General features: G+C 69.7%; 18 protein-coding genes. 12 read left to right on the top strand and 6 right to left on the bottom strand.

Annotated elements, in window-relative coordinates; translation table 11 throughout:
* The first annotated feature begins 4 nt into the window (after positions 1-4).
* Positions 5-1,093, top strand: a complete 1,089-nt coding sequence (locus tag BM199_RS16155) for an SMI1/KNR4 family protein (protein ID WP_091674063.1) — start codon at positions 5-7, stop codon at positions 1,091-1,093.
* Positions 1,094-1,185: 92 nt separating this feature from the next.
* On the opposite strand, the gene BM199_RS16150 is transcribed toward BM199_RS16155, so the two are convergent.
* On the bottom strand, positions 1,186-1,548 hold the full coding sequence (locus BM199_RS16150; protein WP_177242650.1) for an oxidoreductase: 363 nt from the start codon (positions 1,546-1,548) through the stop codon (positions 1,186-1,188).
* A gap of 212 nt (positions 1,549-1,760) precedes the next feature.
* Between BM199_RS16150 and lpdA the strand changes: the two genes are divergently transcribed.
* The 7 genes from lpdA (at position 1,761) to BM199_RS16115 (ending at position 10,044) form a co-directional block, all read left to right on the top strand.
* Positions 1,761-3,134 (top strand): dihydrolipoyl dehydrogenase, encoded by a 1,374-nt coding sequence (gene lpdA / locus BM199_RS16145; RefSeq protein WP_091674061.1) that lies wholly within the window; start codon positions 1,761-1,763, stop codon positions 3,132-3,134.
* A gap of 50 nt (positions 3,135-3,184) precedes the next feature.
* Entirely contained in the window at positions 3,185-5,029 is a 1,845-nt protein-coding gene (gene sucB, locus BM199_RS16140) for a 2-oxoglutarate dehydrogenase, E2 component, dihydrolipoamide succinyltransferase (RefSeq protein ID WP_091674060.1), read from the top strand.
* A 69-nt stretch (positions 5,030-5,098) separates the two neighbouring features.
* The gene (locus BM199_RS16135; RefSeq protein ID WP_091674059.1) at positions 5,099-5,983 is read left to right on the top strand and encodes a TIGR01777 family oxidoreductase; all 885 of its coding nucleotides are present in this window, start codon (positions 5,099-5,101) and stop codon (positions 5,981-5,983) included.
* The gene (locus tag BM199_RS16130) at positions 5,980-6,630 is read left to right on the top strand and encodes a phosphatase PAP2 family protein (protein WP_091674058.1); all 651 of its coding nucleotides are present in this window, start codon (positions 5,980-5,982) and stop codon (positions 6,628-6,630) included. The genes BM199_RS16135 and BM199_RS16130 overlap by 4 nt, the downstream gene beginning before the upstream one ends.
* Before the next feature lie 19 nt (positions 6,631-6,649).
* Positions 6,650-7,414 carry a lipoyl(octanoyl) transferase LipB gene (lipB, locus tag BM199_RS16125; RefSeq protein WP_091674057.1) on the top strand — a complete coding sequence of 255 codons (765 nt, stop codon included), beginning with the start codon at positions 6,650-6,652 and terminating at the stop codon, positions 7,412-7,414.
* A 362-nt stretch (positions 7,415-7,776) separates the two neighbouring features.
* The gene (locus BM199_RS16120; RefSeq protein WP_143101840.1) at positions 7,777-8,664 is read left to right on the top strand and encodes a hypothetical protein; all 888 of its coding nucleotides are present in this window, start codon (positions 7,777-7,779) and stop codon (positions 8,662-8,664) included.
* A gap of 396 nt (positions 8,665-9,060) precedes the next feature.
* On the top strand, positions 9,061-10,044 hold the full coding sequence (locus BM199_RS16115) for a hypothetical protein (protein ID WP_091674055.1): 984 nt from the start codon (positions 9,061-9,063) through the stop codon (positions 10,042-10,044).
* Between the two features lie 81 nt (positions 10,045-10,125).
* Here BM199_RS16115 and BM199_RS16110 read toward each other — a convergent pair whose 3' ends face one another.
* The 5 genes from BM199_RS16110 to BM199_RS16090 form a co-directional block, all read right to left on the bottom strand.
* Positions 10,126-10,779: a winged helix-turn-helix domain-containing protein gene (locus BM199_RS16110; RefSeq protein WP_091674054.1), complete on the bottom strand. Its 654-nt coding sequence runs from the start codon at positions 10,777-10,779 to the stop codon at positions 10,126-10,128.
* A gap of 62 nt (positions 10,780-10,841) precedes the next feature.
* The gene (locus BM199_RS16105; RefSeq protein ID WP_091674053.1) at positions 10,842-12,500 is read right to left on the bottom strand and encodes a right-handed parallel beta-helix repeat-containing protein; all 1,659 of its coding nucleotides are present in this window, start codon (positions 12,498-12,500) and stop codon (positions 10,842-10,844) included.
* Complete coding sequence (locus tag BM199_RS16100; RefSeq protein ID WP_091674052.1) at positions 12,500-13,234, bottom strand: helix-turn-helix transcriptional regulator; 735 nt, start codon at positions 13,232-13,234, stop codon at positions 12,500-12,502. Before BM199_RS16100 ends, BM199_RS16105 begins: the two co-directional genes overlap by 1 nt.
* Positions 13,231-14,493 (bottom strand): type VII secretion protein EccE, encoded by a 1,263-nt coding sequence (locus tag BM199_RS16095; protein WP_245788396.1) that lies wholly within the window; start codon positions 14,491-14,493, stop codon positions 13,231-13,233. Before BM199_RS16095 ends, BM199_RS16100 begins: the two co-directional genes overlap by 4 nt.
* Before the next feature lie 10 nt (positions 14,494-14,503).
* Positions 14,504-16,003, bottom strand: a complete 1,500-nt coding sequence (locus BM199_RS16090) for an AfsR/SARP family transcriptional regulator (RefSeq protein ID WP_091674051.1) — start codon at positions 16,001-16,003, stop codon at positions 14,504-14,506.
* A 62-nt stretch (positions 16,004-16,065) separates the two neighbouring features.
* Between BM199_RS16090 and BM199_RS16085 the strand changes: the two genes are divergently transcribed.
* The 4 genes from BM199_RS16085 to BM199_RS16070 all read left to right on the top strand — a co-directional run bounded on the left by BM199_RS16085 (position 16,066) and on the right by BM199_RS16070 (position 20,963).
* Entirely contained in the window at positions 16,066-16,764 is a 699-nt protein-coding gene (locus tag BM199_RS16085) for a response regulator transcription factor (protein ID WP_177242641.1), read from the top strand.
* The gene (locus tag BM199_RS16080) at positions 16,761-18,017 is read left to right on the top strand and encodes a sensor histidine kinase (protein WP_091674050.1); all 1,257 of its coding nucleotides are present in this window, start codon (positions 16,761-16,763) and stop codon (positions 18,015-18,017) included. Before BM199_RS16085 ends, BM199_RS16080 begins: the two co-directional genes overlap by 4 nt.
* A gap of 70 nt (positions 18,018-18,087) precedes the next feature.
* Positions 18,088-20,007, top strand: coding sequence for a fibronectin type III domain-containing protein (locus tag BM199_RS16075; protein ID WP_091674049.1), 1,920 nt, complete (start codon positions 18,088-18,090; stop codon positions 20,005-20,007).
* Positions 20,004-20,963 carry an AAA family ATPase gene (locus BM199_RS16070; protein WP_091674048.1) on the top strand — a complete coding sequence of 320 codons (960 nt, stop codon included), beginning with the start codon at positions 20,004-20,006 and terminating at the stop codon, positions 20,961-20,963. Before BM199_RS16075 ends, BM199_RS16070 begins: the two co-directional genes overlap by 4 nt.
* The last annotated feature ends 17 nt before the right edge of the window (positions 20,964-20,980 follow it).

The following is a 20,980-nucleotide window of genomic DNA, read 5'->3' as shown; positions in this document are numbered from 1 at the left end:
CGCGATGAGCGGAACGTGGCCTGCCGAGGAGTACCTCGAGGCGCTCACCCGGGACGTGCTCACCGCCGAGCACGCCCGGGCGGGTGCCGCGGTGAGTCACGCCGCGCTGCTGCTCGCGGCGACCGCCTGCACGGCCGAGTCGGACCGGCTGGTGCGCCGGTGGTGTGTGCGCACCGAGCAGCCCGCGTCCGACCTGCTCGCCACCGACGCGGTCCGCGGCCGGGCATGGGCGATGCTGCTCGACGGGCGCGACCCACCGGACTGGGCGCGGTCGCTCACTCCGCTGGATCTGGCGCAGGCCGAGCGGGACCACCGTGCCCATCTGCGGACCGGCGACTCCGGCTTTCCCGGCGGCCTGCTCGGCGACAGCACGGCGGCCAGGGTCATCTCCGGGGTCGCCGAGACGCTCGACCCGGAGCGGCCGCCGCATCCGCTGCGCGCACTGGCCGCCGAAGCCGACACACTGGCGGCATCCGGGGACGAGGCCGGGGCAGTGGCCGCGATCGGCAGATGGGCGGAGCGGGCCTCGAGCACACCGCGGCCCGACGTCGCCCTCCTCGCCGGATGCCGGAGCCTGGTGCCGCTGTTGCGCGCGGGAGCACTCGCCGACGCGCTCCACCTGCCCGCGGGCTGGGGTTCGGACTGTGCCGGCGCCCTGGTGGCCGCACTGGGCACGCGGTTTCCGCCCGACCCGCCCGACGGGAACTGGGCCGAGCTGATCGACCGGGTACTGCGGGCCCGCGAGGCGCGCGCACCGCGACCGGAGCCCGCCCCGCCGCAGCGCCTGGACCGGCTGGAACGGTCGCTCGGCGCGCGGCTGCCGGGCGACTACCGCGAGTTCCTGCTGACCTGCGACGGCCTGCCCGCCGACGTGGTCTTTCCCCGGCTGCTCAGCGCGGGGGAACTCGTCGCCGGCCCGGGCGGCGCGGTGACGGTGAGCGATCCGGCGAGCGGGTACTCGGTGATCACCCTCGTCCCCACCGGCTCGGGCTGGCGCGCGGTCGAACGGGACGAGACGCTGGGCACCACCGTGCACGGCGGTTTCCGCGAGCTACTCGAGGAGCACCTCCGCCTGCTGGAGGAGAGCCGGTGATCCCACCGAGCGCGAATGCGGCGTCCGGGACGTTGGAGTTCCCCAATGTGGCATTGGGGACGTTCAAGTTCCCCAAAGCCACATTGGGGACATCAGGCTCCGCCGGGGCGGCGCTTCTGGCGTTCGGTGTAGTCGCGCATCCGCTGGGGGTAGCCGACCTTCGCCACCTCGTACACCGGCATCGAGCGCTTCTTGCCGAACTGCTGCGCGGCCTCGAGGCTGTCGATCCTGCGCCGCGTCCACTCGCCGTCGTGCGCGATCAGGACGATCGTGGTCTCGGTGACCGTCGTTCTCGGCTCCACGAAGCCCTCGACGCCCTTGCGCGCGTCCGCCCACTCGTCCAGGTGACGTGTGTCCGCCGAGCTGGCCTTACGCAGCGTGCCGGGCTTGCCGCCACCCTTGCCGCCGCTCTTCCGCCGTCTGCGCAGCGAGTCGAAAAGACCCACCTCGACCACCTCACCTCTCACGTCGACCTCGGCACTGCCCACGATCATTATCCCGTGCATCCTGTGGGTCACGCCGCCGCCGTCCGAGGCCCCGTCGTGACCTCGCCGAAGGCAAGTCGCAACGCCTGCGGACATAGTGACAAGATGAGGAGTGTTGCGGGGCCGAACGGCTCAGGGCAACACCCCACTAGCACCACCGATGCCAGCCGAGGAGTTCTGAAGTGACCGACACCTCCGCCGACCTTGTGATCCTTGGTGGCGGATCGGGCGGCTATGCCGCGGCGTTCCGCGCGGCCGAGCTGGGCCTTTCCGTCACCCTGATCGAGAAGGACAAACTGGGCGGGACCTGCCTGCATCGCGGGTGCATCCCGACGAAGGCCCTCCTGCACGCGGCGGAGGTCGCCGACACAGCCCGAGATGGCGAGCAGTTCGGCGTGAAGTCGAGCCTCGACGGCATCGACATCGCCGGCGTCAACAAGTACAAGGACACCATCGTCGCCCGCCTCTACAAGGGGCTGCAGGGCCTGGCCAAGGCCCACAAGGTCAACCTGGTCGAGGGCACCGGCACCTACAAGGGCGGCACCACGGTCGAGGTCGACGGCACGAGCTACACCGGCAAGAACGTGCTGCTGGCCACCGGTTCGTACTCCAAGACCCTGCCCGGCCTCGAACTCGGCGGCCGGATCATCGCCAGCGAGGACGCCCTCGCATTGGACTACGTCCCGGAGAAGGTCGTCGTGCTCGGCGGCGGCGTCATCGGCGTGGAGTTCGCCAGCGTCTGGGCGTCCTTCGGCGTCGACGTCACCATCGTCGAGGCGCTGCCCCGGCTGGTCCCGAACGAGGACGAGTTCGCGTCCAAACAGCTCGAGCGCGCGTTCCGCAGGCGCAAGATCGGCTTCAAGACCGGCGTGCGGTTCACCGGGGCCAAGCAGGACGACAACGGCGTGAGCGTGTCGCTGGAGTCCGGCGAGACCCTGGAGGCCGACCTGCTGCTGGTGGCCGTCGGCCGCGGACCGAACTCCGCGGGCCACGGCTACGAGGAGGCGGGCGTGACGATGGAGCGCGGCTTCGTCCGCACCGACGAGCGCCTGCGCACGAACCTGGACAACGTCTACGCGGTCGGCGACATCGTCCCCGGCCTGCAGCTGGCGCACCGCGGGTTCCAGCAGGGCATCTTCGTGGCCGAGGAGATCGCCGGGCTCAACCCCAGGGTGATCGACGAGGACGGCATCCCCCGCGTCACCTACTCCCACCCCGAGGTCGCCTCGGTGGGGCTCACGGAGGAGCAGGCGAAGGAGCGCTACGGGTCGGACGTGACCACGTTCACCTACGATCTCGGCGGCAACGGAAAGAGCCAGATCCTCAAGACTTCCGGTGCGATCAAACTGGTCAAGGCACCGGACGGACCGGTGGTCGGCCTGCATCTCGTCGGCGACCGCGTCGGCGAACTGATCGGCGAAGCACAGCTGATCTACAACTGGGAGGCGTTCCCCGAGGACGTCGCCCCGCTCATCCATGCCCACCCGACCCAGTCCGAGGCTCTCGGCGAAGCACACCTTGCCCTCGCCGGCAAGCCGCTGCACGTGCACAGCTGACGCCGCAGAACAACGTCATCAATTTCCACACGCAAGGGAGTCAGCGAACGATGGCCTACTCCGTCACATTGCCGGAGCTCGGCGAGAGCGTCACGGAGGGCACCGTCACCCGGTGGTTGAAGCAGGAGGGTGACAGTGTCGCAGTGGACGAGCCGCTACTGGAGATTTCCACCGACAAGGTCGACACCGAGGTTCCGTCCCCGGTTGCCGGCACAGTCATGAAGATCAGCGCCCAGGAGGACGAGACCGTCGAGGTCGGCGGGGAACTCGCCGTCATCGACGACGGCTCCGGCGGCGGCGCGGAGACAGGCGGTTCGGCGGCGTCGTCGGAATCTTCGGGCTCCGCACAGCCGCAGCAGGAGCAGGAGGCGCCGCAGCCCGCACAGGAGCAGGAACCCGCCCCACCGGCGGCCCAGCCCGAGCCGGAGCCTGCCCAGCAGGCCCCGAGCGGAAGCGGCTCCTCCGACGGTTCCGGCACCCCCGTGAAGCTGCCCGAGCTCGGTGAGAGCGTCACCGAGGGCACCGTCACCAGGTGGCTCAAGCAGGTCGGCGATTCCGTCGAGGTGGACGAGCCGCTGCTGGAGATCTCCACCGACAAGGTCGACACCGAGGTTCCCTCACCGGTGGCGGGCACTGTCCTGTCCATCGAGGTGAACGAGGACGAGACCGTCGAGGTCGGCGGCACGCTGGCCACGATCGGCGACAAGAACGCGCAGCCCGCGCAGGAAGCACCCGCTCCGAAACAGGCACAGCAGCCGGAGCAGGCGGAGCCCAGGCAGGAAGCACCGGCACAGCAGGCCCCGCAGTCGCAGCCCGCTCAGCCGGCACAGCCTGCCGAGCAGAAGCAGCCGGAACCGCAGCAGGCACCGCCGAAGCAGCCCGAGCCACAGGCACAGGCGGCACCCGCCGCTTCGGACAGCGACGGCGCAGGCACGCCCTATGTCACGCCGCTGGTGCGGAAGCTGGCCGCCGAGCACGACATCGATCTCGCGAGCCTCAACGGCAGCGGGGTCGGCGGGCGCATCCGCAAGCAGGATGTGCTGGCGGCGGTCGACGCGAAGCAGAAGCAGCAGCCCGCCGCCGCGGCAGAGCCCGCACAGCCCGCGACCCAGTCCTCGGCTCCGGCCGCGGCGAGCGCACCGGCGCCGGTGTCGGATTCGGAGAAGGCCGCCCTGCGCGGCACCGTGCAGAAGGCCAACCGCATCCGGCAGATCACCGCGATCAAGACCAGGGAGTCGCTGCAGGTCTCGGCGCAGCTCACCCAGGTGCACGAGGTCGACGTGACCAAGATCGCCCAGCTCCGGCAGCGGGCGAAGGCCGCCTTCAAGGAGCGGGAGGGTGTCAACCTGACGTTCCTGCCGTTCTTCGCGAAGGCGACGGTCGAGGCACTGAAGCAGCACCCGAACGTCAACGCCTCGTACAACGAGGACACAAAGGAGATCACCTACCACGGCGCCGTGCACCTCGGCATCGCCGTGGACACCGAGCGCGGTCTGCTCTCGGTGGTCATCAACGACGCGGGCGAACTCAGCCTCGCCGGGCTCGCGCACCGGATCGCCGACCTGGCGCAGCGGGCGCGGACGAACAAGATCAAGCCCGACGAGCTGACCGGTGGCACCTTCACGGTGACCAACATCGGCAGCAACGGCGCGCTGTTCGACACCCCGATCATCGTGCAGCCGCAGTCCGGCATGCTCGGCACGGGCGCGGTCGTGAAACGCCCGATGGTCATCGCCGACACCGACGGCAACGACACCATCGCCGTCCGGTCGATGGCATACCTGCCGCTCACCTACGACCACCGCCTGATCGACGGAGCCGACGCGGGTCGCTTCGTCACGACGATCAAGCAGCGGCTCGAGGAAGGCAACTTCGAGTACGAACTCGGGCTCTGACAAGAAGTTCGGGTGAGGGGGCGTCCGCTCGGCGGGCGCCCCCTCGTCGTTTCCGCATAGGGTGCTCATATGCGAATCTTGATCGCGGGCGCGAGCGGCCTGATCGGTCATGCCCTCGGCACACGGCTGCGTGCGGCCGGGCACGAGGTGCGCCGCCTCGTGCGCAGGGAGGCCTCGGCGGCGGACGAGTCCGGCTGGGATCCGCCCGCGGGCCGGGTCGACGAGGGCGCCTTCGACGACGTTGACGCTGTGGTGAACCTCTGTGGTGCCCCACTGGCGTCCGGCCGGTGGAGTGCCGCACGCAAGCAGGTCCTAACCGACAGCAGGCTGGAACCCACTGAGGTGCTCGCGGAGGCGGTCGCCGAGCACGGCGTGCCGATCCTGATCAACGCGTCGGGGATCAACTACTACGGCGACACCGGCAGTGCCGTCGTCGACGAGTCGGGCAAAGCGGGCACCGGGTTCCTGGCCGAACTCTGTGTCCTCTGGGAGGCGGCCACGGCGCCCGCCGCGCAGGCCGGCGCGCGGGTCGTCCTTCTGCGCACCTCTCCCGTGCTCTCCGGCAACGGTGGTCTGCTTGGCACGCTCCGGCCGCTGTTCCGGCTGGGTCTCGGTGGCCGACTGGGCGACGGCGCCCAGTACATGCCGTGGATCAGCCTCACGGATGAGGTGGCCGCGATTCAGTTCGTGCTGGAACACGACGAGGTCAGCGGCCCGGTGAACCTGGCGGCGCCGCAGCCGGTGACGAACAGCGAGTTCACCCGGGCCTTCGGCCGAGCCCTGCACCGCCCGGCTCCGTGGTGGGTGCCGGGGGTGGCGCTGCGCCTCGTTCTGGGTGAGACCGCCGACGAGATGGTCCTGACCGGCCCGAGGGCGGTCCCCGGGGTGCTCCAGCAGGCAGGGTTCGAGTTCACGCACCCCGACCTCGAAGCAGCCCTCGCCGCCGAACTGTGAACCGCAGGCCGGCCACGCTCGCGCTGGTGGGCGTGTGCCTCCTCGTCGCGTTCGTCGCACTCGGACTCCTGGTCCGGCAGCGGCCTCCTGCGCTGGACGCCGCGATCGCTTCCGGCCTGCACGGGCAGTGGCGCTCGCCGCTCGGCCCGGCCGCGGGGCTGCTCAGTGACGCGTTCGGACCCGTGCTCCCCGCCGTGCTCGCGGTGGTGCTGGTGCTGGCCGCCCTGTGGCGCAGGGCGGCGGGCGACGGCGAACGAGCATCGCTGCTGCTGCGCGTCACCGCGGTGCTCGTGCTGTGCAGAGCGACCAGCTTCGTGTTCAAGCCGTTGTTCGCGAGGGACCGGCCGCGCGAGTACCCGGATCTCAGCTACCCCAGCGGTCACGTGGTCTCGGTGGCGAGCGTCGGCTTCGCACTCGTCCTGCTCTGCGGCTGGCTGGTACCGCACGTGCTGCGGACCGTGATCGCCCTCGCGGTGCTCGCCACCCTGATCAGCGCGGCGTTCCGGGTGTATCTGGGCGTGCACTGGCTCACCGACACGGTGGGCGCTGTGCTCGTCGTCACCGGCGTCGGGCTGCTGGTCAGCGCCTGCCTCGGCCTGCTGTCCGCGAAGCGGGACCCGGTGTCGGCCCGGCGCGGGACGGCGTAACCTCGGCGCTGTGAGTGCTGTGAATGCATCGGCGAACGCATCAGCTGAATCCTGCCGCGCAGCGACCGGCGCCGTGGACGTCAGAGAAGTCGGCACCATCGACTACCTCGAGGCGTGGGAGCTACAGCGGTCGCACGCGGTCGCACGCGCGGACGACATGGGCCCCGACACGATGCTGCTGCTCGAGCATCCCTCGGTGTACACGGCAGGCAAGCGCACCGAGGCCGCGGACCGGCCCAGCGACGGCACCCAGGTGATCGACGTCGACCGGGGCGGCAAGATCACCTGGCATGGGCCCGGGCAGCTCGTCGGCTACCCCATCCTCAAACTCGCGGACCCGATCGACGTGGTGCACTACGTGCGGCGCCTCGAGGAGGCGCTGATCGCGGTGTGCGAGCGGTTCGGGGTCAGCACGGGAAGGGTCGAGGGCCGCAGTGGTGTGTGGATTCCCGCCGATGACCGGGGGCCGGAGCGCAAGATCGCCGCGATCGGGATCCGCGTGCAGCGTGGCGTGACGATGCACGGCTTCGAACTGAACTGCAACGCCGACCTCGCGGCGTTCGACAAGATCGTGCCCTGCGGCATCCGGGACGCGGGTGTCACCTCGCTCAGCTTCGAACTCGGCAGGAACGTGACGGTGGCCGAAGCCCTGCCGGTCGCGCGGGACGCGGTGCTCGCCGCCGTCGACGGGGAACTCGCGGTGCGCGACGACCGCTGGCTGCCGAGGCCATCGGCTCCCGAATCTCCCACTGCCCCCGGCGTCACCTTCGCTCTACGCTCCTGACCCGAGTGCCCGGGGCCGGCAATCCGGCATTCGGGCATTGAAGGTGGCCAAAACATTCGCCAACATTGTGACAGCAGCATTTGGCCGATTTTAGCTTCCGAATTCTTTTCTCAACAATGAACTAAGAGTGCCTCTCGCCGGTTACGTTCACCCCTCGACGTCAACCGTTTCAGGAGGCAGATATGAAAACTCTTCATCGACGCAGAGGTTCGACATCTCGTGTTTCCGTTGCGCTGACCGCGACACTGGGGATCCTGCTCACCGGAATGCCCGCCCTCGCCTCGTCCCCGGCCGACCCGGTGCCGGTAGCACCCGACTGCGCGTTGGAACGACTGCCAGAGCCCAGCGGCTACGAAGCGAGCGTGGTGACCGAAGGCGACCCAACCGGCCGTTACCATACCGGCCGGGGCTGGCCACGCGGCGGTGGACCCAAAGGCTGGGAACACGTGCTATGGGACAACGACAAGGTGTCCGTCATATCATTCGAAGACAGGTACGCACGAGTGGCAGGAGTCAATTCCAGCGGTACGGTCATCGCGTCAGGGAGCATGGCGCCGACGGTGCTCCAGAACGGGGCGACCATCAAACTTCCGTACGACGAGGAGACGATCGATCAGGTCAATCTGACCGACATCAATGAACGCGGCGATATTTCAGCGAGTTTATGGGTCAAACCCGAATCCGGCACACGGGCGACATTGGTACCCGCCTACTACCCGGCCGGTAAGTACGACTCACCTCCGGTGACTTTGCCGCTCCCGGACAAGACCCGATCCGGGGATACGGAGGGCATCGACGACGACGGCACGATGGTCGGATCGATCGAGACTGACGAAGGCACGCGCGCCTACGTCTGGCATCCCGACGGCAGCCACGGCTTCCTTCCCGCTCCGGAGGGCACGGTCGCACTGACAAGTGCAAGCGGGATCCGTGACGGATGGGTTGTCGGCAGCGCCGACATCGACGGTGAGTGGAAGACCCCTCGCTGGCGGTTGGACAACGACACGGTCGAGGTGGTGCCCGGCGATGCGTATTGGGCCGTCAACGCGCAGGGCTCGTCGGTCGGCACGTACGACCGGTGGCACGCCGCCGTGGTCATCTCCGGAAAGCTGTTCGAGCTTCCCGGGTTGAACCAGCAGGAGCCGAAGAACGAGGCAATGACGATCAACGACGACGGCACGGTGATCGGCGGTTCCGCCAATCTCCCTGGTTCGAAAAGCTCGCACGCCGTACGTTGGACATGCGGCTGACCTGTAATTCGACTCCCGGCCACTGGCCCACGGCTCCGTCACGGAGACGTGGGCCAGTGGTTCGCCTATCAGACGAGACCGGACGCGACGGAGCGATCGGGATCCGCGTGCAGCGTGGCGTGACGATGCACGGCTTCGAACTGAGCAATCGGACAATCGGGTGCCCACCATGGCCAAAACTTTCACCAACATTGCGACAGTAGCATTCGGCCGATTTTAGCTTCCCAGTTCTTCTGTCAAACAAATAGCCAATACCATCTATTGCCGGTTATGCTTGCCGCTCACCAGAAACCATTTTCCGGGAAAGTGGACATGAAACCGATTTCTCAACGCATACGTTCAGCATCCCGCGTTTCCGTTGTTCTCCTCACGACAACGGGGGTTCTGCTCACTGGAATGCCTTCTGGCGCCGCCGCCACGACCTCGGCCGATCCGGTGCCGGTGGCACCACACTGCAAGATAGAACGACTACCTGAGCCCGGAAACTACCGGCAGAGCCTGGTGTTCGGCACTGACCCGACTGGCCGCTATCTGGTCGGCCGGGGCTACGGGCGCGACGGGGACGACAAGGCGAGAGTCCCCCTGCTGTGGGACAACGGCAGGGCGTCCGTCCTACCGTTCGAGCACAAGTACACCGAGGCGACGGAAGTCAATTCGAACGGAACAGTCATCGCCTGGGGAACCGAACCGGAGATGTTCCAGGACGGCGTGGTGACCGAACTTCCGTACGACAAGGATACGGTCAGTTCAGTAACTCTTTCCGGCATCAATGAGCGCGGCGACATTTCGGCGAGTTTGTGGCTCAAAAGTGACAACATTCGAGAGAAAACTGTCCCCGCCTATTACCCGGCCGGAAAGCATGATGCTCCTCCGGTGACTCTGCCGGTCCCGGACACGAAACGATCCGGCTATACGCTCGACGTTGACGAAGACGGCACGATGGTCGGATGGGTGACCACCGCCGAAGGCATGCGCGCCTACGTCTGGCATCCCGACGGCAGCCACGGCTTCCTTCCCGCTCCGGAGGGCTCGGTCACGAGAACAACGGCACATGAGATCCGTGACGGATGGGTTGTCGGCCGCGGCAAGATCGATGGTGAGCCGAGAACTCTTCGCTGGCGGCTGGACGACGACACGGTCGAGGTGATGGCCGGCTCGACGGGTTTTGACATCAACGCGCAGGGCTGGACGGTCGGTACCGACGACTCCAACCACGCCGCCGTGGTCATCTCCGGGAAACTGCTCCAGCTTCCCGGTTTGAACCCGCAGGAGCCGAACGACGAGGCACAGGCGATCAGCGACGGCGGCAAGGTGATCGGGGGCGCCGTCACCCTCCCTGATTCGACCGAGCGGCACGCCGTACGTTGGGAATGCCGCTGACCTGTCGGTGATTCGACGCCCGACAATTGGCCCACGATCCGTGCCGGAGTCGTGGGCCAATGGCTCGTCGCGCAGACGAGTTCAGCGAAGGACATAGCCGACCCCGCGCACGGTGTGCAGCACCGGTGGCTGTCCGAGCTTGCGGCGCAGTTGCGCGATGAGCACGTCGAGCACGTTGGAGGCGGGCGGGACGAGTTCGTCCCAGGCCGCGGCGATCAGTTCCGCCCTGTGGACCGGTGTGCCGTCCGCGGCCAGCAGCCGTTCGAGGACGACGAACTCCTTGGCCGTCAGGATCAGCAGGGTGCCGCCCCTGCGCGCCTCGTGTCGCCCGGTGTCCAACTCGACGTCCCGTAGGCGCAGCACCGGTGCCTGCCCGCTTCCACCCCGCCTGCACAGGCTGCGTACCCGGGCGATCAGTTCCACCACGGCGAACGGCTTGACCAGGTAGTCATCGCCCCAGCGCAACCCGGCGATTCGGTCAGGAACGGTGTCGCGGGCGGTCAGGAACAGCACCGGCACCTGCCAGCCCGCGTTTCGGCGGGTCTCCACGTAGCGTAGGGAGTCGCCCGACGGCAGCATCCGGTCGAACACCACGCTGTCGTAGGCGTTGACGCTCAGTGCCTCGTCCGCGTCCGGCAGGTCCACGGCTACGTCCACCGCGAAACCGGCCCCGCGCAACGAAGCCTCCACGGCCACCCGGAGATTCTCGTCGTCCTCGGTGACCAGCACGCGCACACACGAACTGTAGCGTGATCGCCCCGCTCTGTTGAACGGCCGCGTCCGTTTCGTGAAAGTGCCTAACGCCTGATCGCCAGGAGCACGTCGTCGACGCACAGCGCCCGCAGTTCGGCAGGCTGGGGAATTCGCCCCGAGCCACGCAGGCGGCTCGACTGCGCCGTGCGCATCCCCTCGAACAGCCTGCGGGCGGCACGGGCGTTGCCGAAGTTGACCTCGTCCGTGTGCCGGGCGAAGTGCTCGGCCAGGACCGGGTGCGACCGCGGGTCGAGGTCGTACTCGCCCGCCGCGACCATGCGCTCGACGATGTGCACCAACTCGTCCGGGCTGTAGTTCTCGAACTCGACGGTTCTGGAGAACCGCGACGCCAGACCCGGGTTCGCGGCAAGGAAGTCGTCCATCTCACGGGTGTAGCCCGCGACGATCACCGCGATGTCGTCGCGGTGGTCCTCCATCAGCTTGACCAGCATGTCAATTGCCTCCTGGCCGAAGTCGCCGCCGCTGCCCGCGAGCCGGGACAAGGTGTACGCCTCGTCGATGAACAGCACCCCACCCAGCGCCCGCTCGAACACCTCCGCGGTCTTCTCCGCGGTGTGCCCGACGTACTGGCCGACGAGATCACGGCGTGACACCTCGGTGAACTCGCCGCGGGCCAGCACACCCAGCTCGCCAAGAAGCTTTCCGTAGGTGCGCGCCACGGTCGTCTTTCCGGTGCCGGGAGCGCCCGCGAAAACCAGGTGGTTGCTCACCACGCCGGTCGGCAGTCCGGCCTGTGTCCGCCACGTGTTGACCTGAATCTCGTCCACAAGCGACCGCACCTCGGCCTTCACCCCGCGCAACCCGACCATACCGTCGAGCTCAGCGAGCAGAGTGTCCACTCTGGACCCACCCGATCCGGGCCCCGTACCACCCCGCGCGGTCCGCAGACGTGCCGTACTCCCCTGCGCCAGCAGGATTCCCGGCTCCGCCGTGTTCTCGACGTCGCACGCCTCGATCGAGCCCCCGCAGTCCGCGCCGACCTCGATGCCGACACCTCGTGTGTCGAGAACCGAGTTGTGGCTCAGTTCCGGCGCAGCACGGTGGGCCACGGCGATCCCCGCCCTGCCGGTCCGGCTGATCCGGCAGTCCCGGACGACGGGCCGCGAATGCTGGTACACGTAGAGTCCTCGATGGCCACAGCCGGAAATCGTGCACGAACGGATCTCCGGATCCGCGCCCAGTCCGATGATCATGCCGTCCCCGGACACGTTGTCGACGGTCACGTTCTCCAGCACGCCCGACGCGCCCTCCAGTACGACGCCGTGCTCGGCGCCGTCGATCGTGGTGTCGGTGATGGTCACCGGCCCGCTCCCCTGGACCAGCACGGCGGGGCCGTATCGCGCCCGGAGAGAACAGGCCGACATCGTCAGTTCGGCGTGGTCGGCGCGCACGGCGGCCACGCCACCGGCTCGCAGGGTCAGTCCGTGCAGACCGACCCGGCCACCGTGCGCGAGCACCACGGGACGATCCGCGCCGGTGCCGTCGAGCACCACGTCGGCACCCTCCAGCGCGCGAATGGTGAGCGCGCGGTCCACGATCTCGAGTGTCTCCGCGTAGGTGCCCGCGGCGACGGAGACGACCGTGCCGTCAACCGAGTCGACGAGGGCCTCGCCGATACTGGAATAGGCACCGTGCCGTTCCGGGTCGACCAGCACGGTGCGGTCGCGTGACGCCGTCGTCATCAGCCCGTTCCCTCCACCAGCCAGCCGCGGTCGGCCGCCTTCACCCCCGCCTGGAAGCGGCTGCGGGCGCCGAGCCGGCTCATGATGCCGGAGACCATTCGCCGCACGGTGCGCACCGAGATGTCCAGCCGCGCCGCGGCCGACTCGTCGGTGCACCCGGCCGAGAGCAGTGTGAGCAGTTCCCGCTCCCGTTCGGTCAGACCGGTGCCGCCAGGGACCTCGTCCGCGACCAGCGGCACCGCGGCCGACCACACCCGCTCGAACAGCCCGACGGTCGCCGCCACGACGCTGGGCAACCGGAACATCGCGATCCCGCCCTGCCGCCCGTCCTGCCCTTCACTGGGCAGTACGGCGAACTTCCCGTCGATCACGAGTGCGTCCATCGGCACCGCACCTGTGGTGCGGACCTCGGCACCGGAGAGGGCGAGCGCGCTCAGCCGCGCGGCGACGAACGGGGTGACGCGGGCGCGGTCCGGGAAGAGCACGCGATAGCGCACCCCGCGACGGAGGTTCTCGTGGTCGATCCGGCGGAACAGTGCGATCGGGTCGGCCGCTGTCGCGCTCATCGAGCTGACGACGACGACCTCCCTGGTGGCGGTTGCCAGCTTCGCGTCGAGTCCGGCGTGCGCGGACACGGCGACCTGGGGCGTGGCGTGATCACGCACCACGGTAAGGCGGGGGTGGCTCGGCGGGCTGGAGTGGTGGCTCCGGAACTCCGGTGCGTGGACGGTCATAGCGGGTTTCCTCCGATCGGCAGAGTGGCTGCGGTCGCGGGCCCGTGCAGCCCGTCCAGCCGGTCGATTCGCATGTCGAGCGCGGGGCCGAGACCGGTGAGCCGCAGCGCCGCCGCGTTCACCACCGCCTCGCTGGTGGACGCGAGGCGCAGGACGAGGCCCGGCTCCCCGGGAACGAGCGCGGCCGTGAACGCCACACCCGGTACGGCGGCGAGCAGGTTTCCGACGAGACGCACCCGGTCCCGGCCGGGCGTGGGCCCGGAGAGGCGCAGTCCCACCTGCGCCACCGGCCCGGTGCGCCAGAAGCTCCAGTCCTCCCGGATCGCTCCCCGTCCCGGTCCGACGTGGGTGAGCGCGGTCAGGGTCGCGAGCATGTCCTGCTCGGCCAGCACCGCGGCCTCCAGACCGTGGTTACGCAACCGCCGCCGCATGCGCCGGATCGTGTTGCTCAGGGCCGTCCGCAACTCGGTGTCGTCGGCGACGTCCACCTGCCGCAGCGCGCGCACCGCGAGCCACGCCCTGACGGCGGGCCCCTGCGGTCCCCTGTGCAACACGAGTTGCAGCCGCAGGACCGGCAGGGCCTGATCGGGATCGGGCAACAGGGAACCCGACAGCGCGGCGCGGGCGAACTCGTCCGCGCCCGCCCGGACCGGCCGCAGGATCGCGAGCAGCTCGGAGTCCCGGCTGAGGACACCGCACGGTGAGCCGGCCAGCTCGGCCGTGCCCGTGCTGATCCTGGTTCCCGGCGCCAGCAGTTCGAGCAGCGCGGCGGGTGCACGGGCGTCCGTCAGGTCCCGACGACGGTTCGGCAGGAGCAGCCGCAGCCACCTGCGCAACAGCGTCGAGGCCCAGCTGCCGCGCAGCCGTACCGCCGTCACCGCGAGCAGGGCCGTCGCCGCCACCCCCAGCGCGAGAGCCACCGGCCAGGGACGGCCGATCGCGACGAAGCCCAGCACGAGCGCGAGTTGCCAGCAGACGATCCGCAGGACGGGAAGTTCAGCGTCCGCCTGCGTTTCCCGGCTGGGCTCGGGTGGGCACGCGGCGGTCGTGCTGGGCATCGACACCGCCGGATGACTTCCCGTGGGAACAGGCACTGGCGCCGTTTCCGGCAGGACCGCGGTGGTGAACCGGGGCACCGCGCGCACACTCGCCGCGGCCGCAACGGTCCGGAGCGGCCGGCCCTGCGACCGCTGTCCGCGTTCCCGCGCGGGAACCGCCTGCGGGTGCACGAGCGGCGGGGGCTGATGTCTCGTCGTCATCGCCATTTCCTCACGCGACCCTGTCCTGGTGGTCGTGTTCCCGCCGACGCGGTTCCTGCGGCCTTTCCGTGGCCGCGAGCTCGGCGGCCAGCCGGCGAACCGTCCACCGCGGGCGGGTCCGCAACCGGATCCCCGCGTCTCGCAGTGCGTGCGGCACTCCCCCGCAGTGCCGCACGACCGCGGCGACGTCCGGCGAGTCCACCCGCTCGCACCGGTCCCCCGCCGCGGCGCGGAACATCGCCACAGCATCCGGAAAGGGCAACGGCCCCAGATCGATGCGGGCAGCGCCGTCGAGGTGCCAGTCACGGTTGCGGGTGGTGACCAGCGCGATGCTCGCCCCCACCGCAGGCAGTAACGGCTCGACCTGCTCGGCGTCCGCGGCGTTGTCGAGGACCAGAAGCACGCTCCGGTGCGCGAGCTCGGAACGCCACAGCGCCGCACATTCATCCACATCGGACGGTGGCTGCGGGACTCCGATCCCGCGCAACAGGCGCGCCAGCGCAGCGGCGGGACCCACCGGGCCTCGCCGGCCGGTGGCGTGCAGGTCGAGGAAGAACTGGCCGTCCGGAAAGCGATCGGACAACTCGTGTGCCGCCTGCACGACGAGAGCGGTTTTGCCGACCCCGCCGATTCCGGCGACCAGAACCGTGGCCGAGGGACTCGCGCAAGCGGTGCGCAGCACGTCGAGCTCGTCGGCCCGGCCGGTGAACCAGGGTGCGGCACGCGGCAGCTCGCGCCGCGTTGCTCCCTCGGCGCTGTCTTCGGGACAGTCGTCTCCGCTGCGCACCAACCGCTGGGCAGCGGCGAGCTCGGGCCCCGGCCGGACGCCCAGCTCGTCCGCCAGCACCCGCTGTGCCCTGCGGTAGGTGGCGAGTGCCTGGGCGGGCCTGCCCATGGTGTGCAGCGCCCGCACCAGCATGGCCCATGCGCTCTCCCGCATGGGGTCGTCGACGGTGAGTTCGTGCAGCGTGGCCACCGCGTCGCCGGTGTGTCCCAGCGTCAGCTGGGTCTCGGCGAGGCTCTCCCACAGCTGCCGCCGCAGTTCCTCGAGCCGGTCGACGGCATCGGGAGCGCGGACACCGACCCCCTCGAACGGCGCACCGCGCCACAACCGCCGTGCCCGCAGCAGGAGAGCGAGCGCGGAAGCCGGATCGCCGTCCTCGATCGCCCCCCTGGCCGCCACACCGAGTTCGGCGGCGCACCGCGAGTCGAGTTCGTCGTCGCCGACACTCAGCCGGTAGGCGCCGGCCCTGCCCTCGATACGCGGGCCGTCGTCGTGCTCGGGCAGCAGCCTGCGCAACTGCCACACGTAGGTCTTCAGGTTGGCCTCCGCCGACCTCGGCACGGCCTGTTCCTGCCAGGTGGCCTCGATCAGCTGATTCCCCGGGACCCACGCGTTAGGCTCCAGCAGCAGGGCGGCCAGCACCCTGGCCGGCTTTCCGGCACCGAACCGGTGCGTGACGCCGTCGCGGCCACGAATCTCGAGTGGCCCCAGTACCTGGAAGAGCATCGTGTTCCCACCTCCCCTCGCTCTGTCTCGCCCTACGATCTCCCGGTGCACATGAGGTTCCGATGACAGCCGACGACGAACCGCGCTGGCGGGTGCTGGTGGCGGAGGACGACGAGGATCTGCGCGTGGCGATCACGGCGGAACTCACCGCCACCGGACTGCGCGTGGACGAGGCGGCGGACGTCGCGAGCGCCGACGCGGCCCTGTCCGCCGGCCACCATGACTGTGTGGTGTTCGACCGGATGTTCCCCGACGGTGACGCGACCGAGTACGTGCACCGGCGCAGGCAGTCGGGCTGGGCGGTGCCGGTGCTGTTCCTGACCGCGCGCGACAGCCTCGCCGACCGGGTCGCGGGTTTCGAGCACGGCGGCGACGACTACCTGGTCAAGCCGTTCGCCGTCGCGGAGATGACCGCACGAGTGCTCGCCCTGTGCCGCCGCTCCGGTGCGGGCAGACCGTCCATCCTGCGGCACGCCGATCTGGAGATGGACTGCGCCCGCAGGCAGGTGCGCCGCGGCGGGGTGCTGCTCACCGTGAGCGACAAGGAGTTCGCCGTACTGGAGTACCTGCTGGCCCGGCCGGAGCAGGCCGTTGGGCGGAGCGAGCTGATCGAGCACTGCTGGGACTCCAGCACCGATCCGATGTCCAATGTGGTCGATGTGGTGGTGCGGCGGTTGCGCCTGAAGCTGCGCGAACCCGAACTGATCCACACGGTGCGCGGTCGCGGGTACCGCCTCGCGGCGGGACGGCAGGACTCGTGAAGGGATCGGCAGCCGATCGTCTGCGGCGACTGCGTCTGTTGCTGACCCTGCTGTTCACCGTCCTGAACGCGGCCGGGCTGGTCGTCCTCGCCTGGCTCGTCATCCAGGGGGACGGGCAGCAGCGGGACCAGCAACTCGACGGGGAACTGCGCAGGGTGACCTCCACCGTCCTGCGCCTGGTGGGGGCCGAGGGCGCCATCGTCACCGCGTACATCGGCGAGGACCAGATCAACACGCAGTGCCCGCAGTTCGCGGTCCTGCCCGGCGCCGCGGGGCAGTTCACCGGACATGTCAGTGCGCGCACCTGCGTCCCGGTGGACATCGGCGTGCTCAGCTTTCACGCCGAGAACGCCGCGCTCAGCGGTCGCATCCTCAGCGGCTACATCCGTGGCAGCAACGGCGAACTCGTGCGGATCGCCGCCGAGCCGTTCCGGAACGACAACGGGCAGTACGTCGGGGCGGTGGTCGCGGCAGCGGACGCGCGGGCGGCTGAGGCAGCGCACGACCGGCTGATCCTCTGGGTCGTCGGTGGTTGCGTGCTGCTCGTCGCGGGGCTCGGCGTGACCGGCCACGTGCTGGCGGGTCGCGCCATCCGGCCCGCGACGGCGGCGCTGGAGCAGCAGGAGACGCTGCTCGCGGAGACCGCACACGACCTGCGCACTCCGGTGGCGGCGCTGCGCGCGCTTGCCGAGACCGCGTTGCGCAACCCCGCCGAGCGCCCCGACCTCCTGCCGCGGACGGTGCGGCTGGCCGCGCGGATGGGCGGCATCATCGACGGTCTGCTGGTGCGGGCACGGCTGGCCGCGGGAGTGGAGATGCCGGCCATCCAGCCGGTGTGGCTGGACCAGTTGGTGACCGGGGTCGTCGAGGAGACCCCGACCGACGGCGCGCAGGTGACGGTGACGACGGCACCGACGCAGGTCAACGTGGATCCCGCCCTGATGCAGCGCGCCATCGGCAACCTGCTGGACAACGCACTGCGGTACGGGCGCCAGCCGAACTCGGCGGCGATCGTGCACATCACGGTCGCGGGCGGCAGGGTGACGGTCGCCGACCACGGCCCCGGCATCGACGCCGCCGTGGCCAAGGAGACGTTCGACCGGTTCAGCAGCGGCGGCGGTTCGAGCGGCCTCGGTCTCTCCATCGTGCGCTGGGTCGCGCAGGCGCATGGCGGGGTGTTGCGGGTCTACAACGCCGAAGAAGGCGGCGCGATCTTCGAACTGGTGCTGCCGGAGAACGGGGGGCGTTTATGAGGTCGAATCGGAAACGGATGTACCTGCGATTGACCGAATCTGTACCGCGTTCTTCTATGCTCGTTGCGTGATGGGGACCAATCTGCGACGGCGGCTGCCGCTGGTGGTGATCATCGCTGTCTGCGCGGCCGCGGTGACGGCCGCGCTCTCCGCCGCGACCAAGCCGGTCACCGGTCTCGAGTTCGCGCAGTCGGGACACTGGGTCGCGAACACGGAACTCGGCTCGGTGTTCCACGTCAACGGCATCGCGAAGGGTGTGGACAGCCAGGCAGAGATCCCCGGCATCGAGCCCGGCAGTCAGGTGGTGCAGGGCGAGACCAGCGGTTTCGTGGTCGGCCGGTCGAGGATCACCGAGTTCGGCAAGTCGAGCCTCACGGTCGAGCGCACGATGACACCGCCCACCGGCGAGCGCCCGTTCGCCATCGAGGCGGAGGGCGGGCCCTATCTGGTGTACCGGGAAGCCGGTCAGGTGGTGCGACTGGGCAGCCCGTCCGCGACGATGTCGGCCGGCACGGCGGTCGGAGACCCGGTGGCCACGCCGGACGGCACGCTGTGGCTGCACCGGCTCGACTCCGGTGTGCTGTGCCGGTTGCCGAAGGACGCCGACCAGATCACCTGTCCCGCCGTCACGCCCGCCGGGCACACGGGCTCGCTGACGGTCGTGGGTGAGCGCGCGGTCTTCCTCGACACCACCGCGGACCGGTTGCTGCCGCTGTCCGACGACGGCATCGGCAGACCGACACCGACGAAGGTCGACGTCACCCCGGCCGCGCGGGTGTCCCCGGCCGACACGTCGGGACGGATCCCGGTGCTCGAGCCAGCCGCGCGGAAGATGCACCTGCTCGACGCATCCGGCCTCGACACGGATACCGAACCCGCGACCCCCGTCACCGTCACACTGCCCGACGGCGAGTACTCGGGCCCGACGGCGAGCGAGTCCGCGGTGGTCCTGCTCGACCTCACCCGGGACACCGTGCTGACCTACGGTCCCGACGGCGAACAGCAGCAGTCGACGCCGGTGCCGCCGGAGTCGGGTGATCCCAAGTTGACCCGCGGCGAGGACAAGCGGGTGTACGTCGACGGTGCCGAGGGCAAGCACGTGATGGTGGTCGACCCCGACGGCGCGGTCAGCAAGGTTCCCGTCGTCGGCACCCAGGAGCCGGACGAGCGGCGCGGACCCGTGGCCCCTCCGCCCGAGCGCGCCCCGGAGCCGGAGCCGGAACCGAACCCCGAACCGCAACCCGACCGGCAGCCCGATCGCCGACAGGACACACCACGCGACGTGCAGGCCGCGGACGAAAACGCCGGGGAGCAACGGCAGCAGACACCGCCCGCCCGGCCGGACCCGCCGCCAGAGCCGAACCCCGAACCCCAGCCGAAACCCGAACCCAAGCCGGTACCGGCGAGCCCACCGGGTATCCCCGCCAACCTGGCCGCGGACCTCCGCGGCGAGGACGCGCACGTCGATTGGGGCGCGGCGAGCCCGAACGGCGCCACCGTGAGCGCCTATCACGTGTCGTGGCAGCCGGGAACGGATGCGAGTACGCGCTCGCTGCCGGGCAGCGCACGCTCCACGGTCATCTCCGGTCTGGAGGTCGGCGTGACCTACACGATCACCGTCGTCGCGCAGAACAGCGCCGGGCGCGGCACACCGGCGACGACGCAGGTGACAGTGCCGGATTCGAGGTCGGTCACCGTGTCGAGAGGCAGAACTGACGACTACGAGGGCTGCGAGGTTCCCGAGTGCGGTCTGATGCTGGTCGAGATGCGGGGCTTCGAACCGAACACGAGGTACAGCATCACGCCGTATGCCGACGATCCGGATTACAACAACCCGGGTTCCGGGCAAACCACCGACGAGAACGGCGACGTCACCTTCGAGGCATTCCACTTCGAAGGGGTCGGGATGAACGTCTGGGTCGTGGTGGAGGCCTCGGACGGTTCGGGCGACAGCGTGCAATCCAATCGCTACCGGTGGGAGTCAGGGTGAGCAGTACGCGGGCGGGCGAGGTATCGGCGCTCATCGCAAACAACGTGCAGCAGGTGATCCGGGGCAAGCCCGAGCTGGTCCGGCTCGCGGTCGCCGCGCTGCTCGCCGAGGGACATCTGCTGATCGAGGACGTGCCCGGTCTGGGCAAGACAACACTGGCGCGGTGTCTCGCACGCAGCATCGGCGGGCAGTGGAGCCGGATCCAGTTCACCCCCGACCTGCTGCCCGGCGACATCACCGGGGTGAGCGTGTACCACCAGCGCGAGGAGAAGTTCACCTTCCACCGCGGCGGGGTGTTCGCGAACATCGTGGTGGCCGACGAGATCAACCGGGGCACGCCGAAAACGCAGTCCGCACTGCTCGAAGTGATGTCCGAGCGCCGGGTGACGGTGGATTCGGTCGCGCACGACGTACCCCGGCCGTTCCTCGTGGTGGCCACCCAGAACCCGATCGAGATGGAGGGCACCTATCGGCTGCCCGAGGCGCAGCTCGACCGGTTCCTGATGCGGCTGTCCGTGGGCTATCCCGACGTCGCGTCCGAGGTGCTGGTGATCATGAGTGACTGCGCGGGCGTCACGCCCGACGACCTGCCGACCGTCGTGGACATCGACACGTTGCGCACCGCGATCGAGGAGGTCCGGAGGTCGTACATCGACCGCGCGGTGTGCGAGTACGCCGCCCGGCTCACCGCCGCGACGAGGGAGCACGCCGCGGTGCGGTTCGGCGCGAGCCCACGGGGCAGCATCGCGCTCGTCCGTACCGCACAGGCGCTGGCCGCCTCCGACGGCCGAACCTTCGTCACGCCGGACGACATCAAGGACGTCGCCGAGGCGGTCCTCGGGCACCGGCTCATCCTGACCGCGGACGCCGAGTTGAACCAGCGCGGCAGCGTGGACGTCGTGCGCGAGGTGCTGGCAGCCACCCCGGCACCGGCGATCAACGCCACTAGCCGCTGAACGATGACCGGACCACT

The organism is Amycolatopsis marina (genome assembly GCF_900111885.1).
Lineage (GTDB): Bacteria > Actinomycetota > Actinomycetes > Mycobacteriales > Pseudonocardiaceae > Amycolatopsis > Amycolatopsis marina.
Note: the sequence above shows the minus strand (reverse complement) of the source record. Positions and strands in the feature narration are given on the sequence as shown.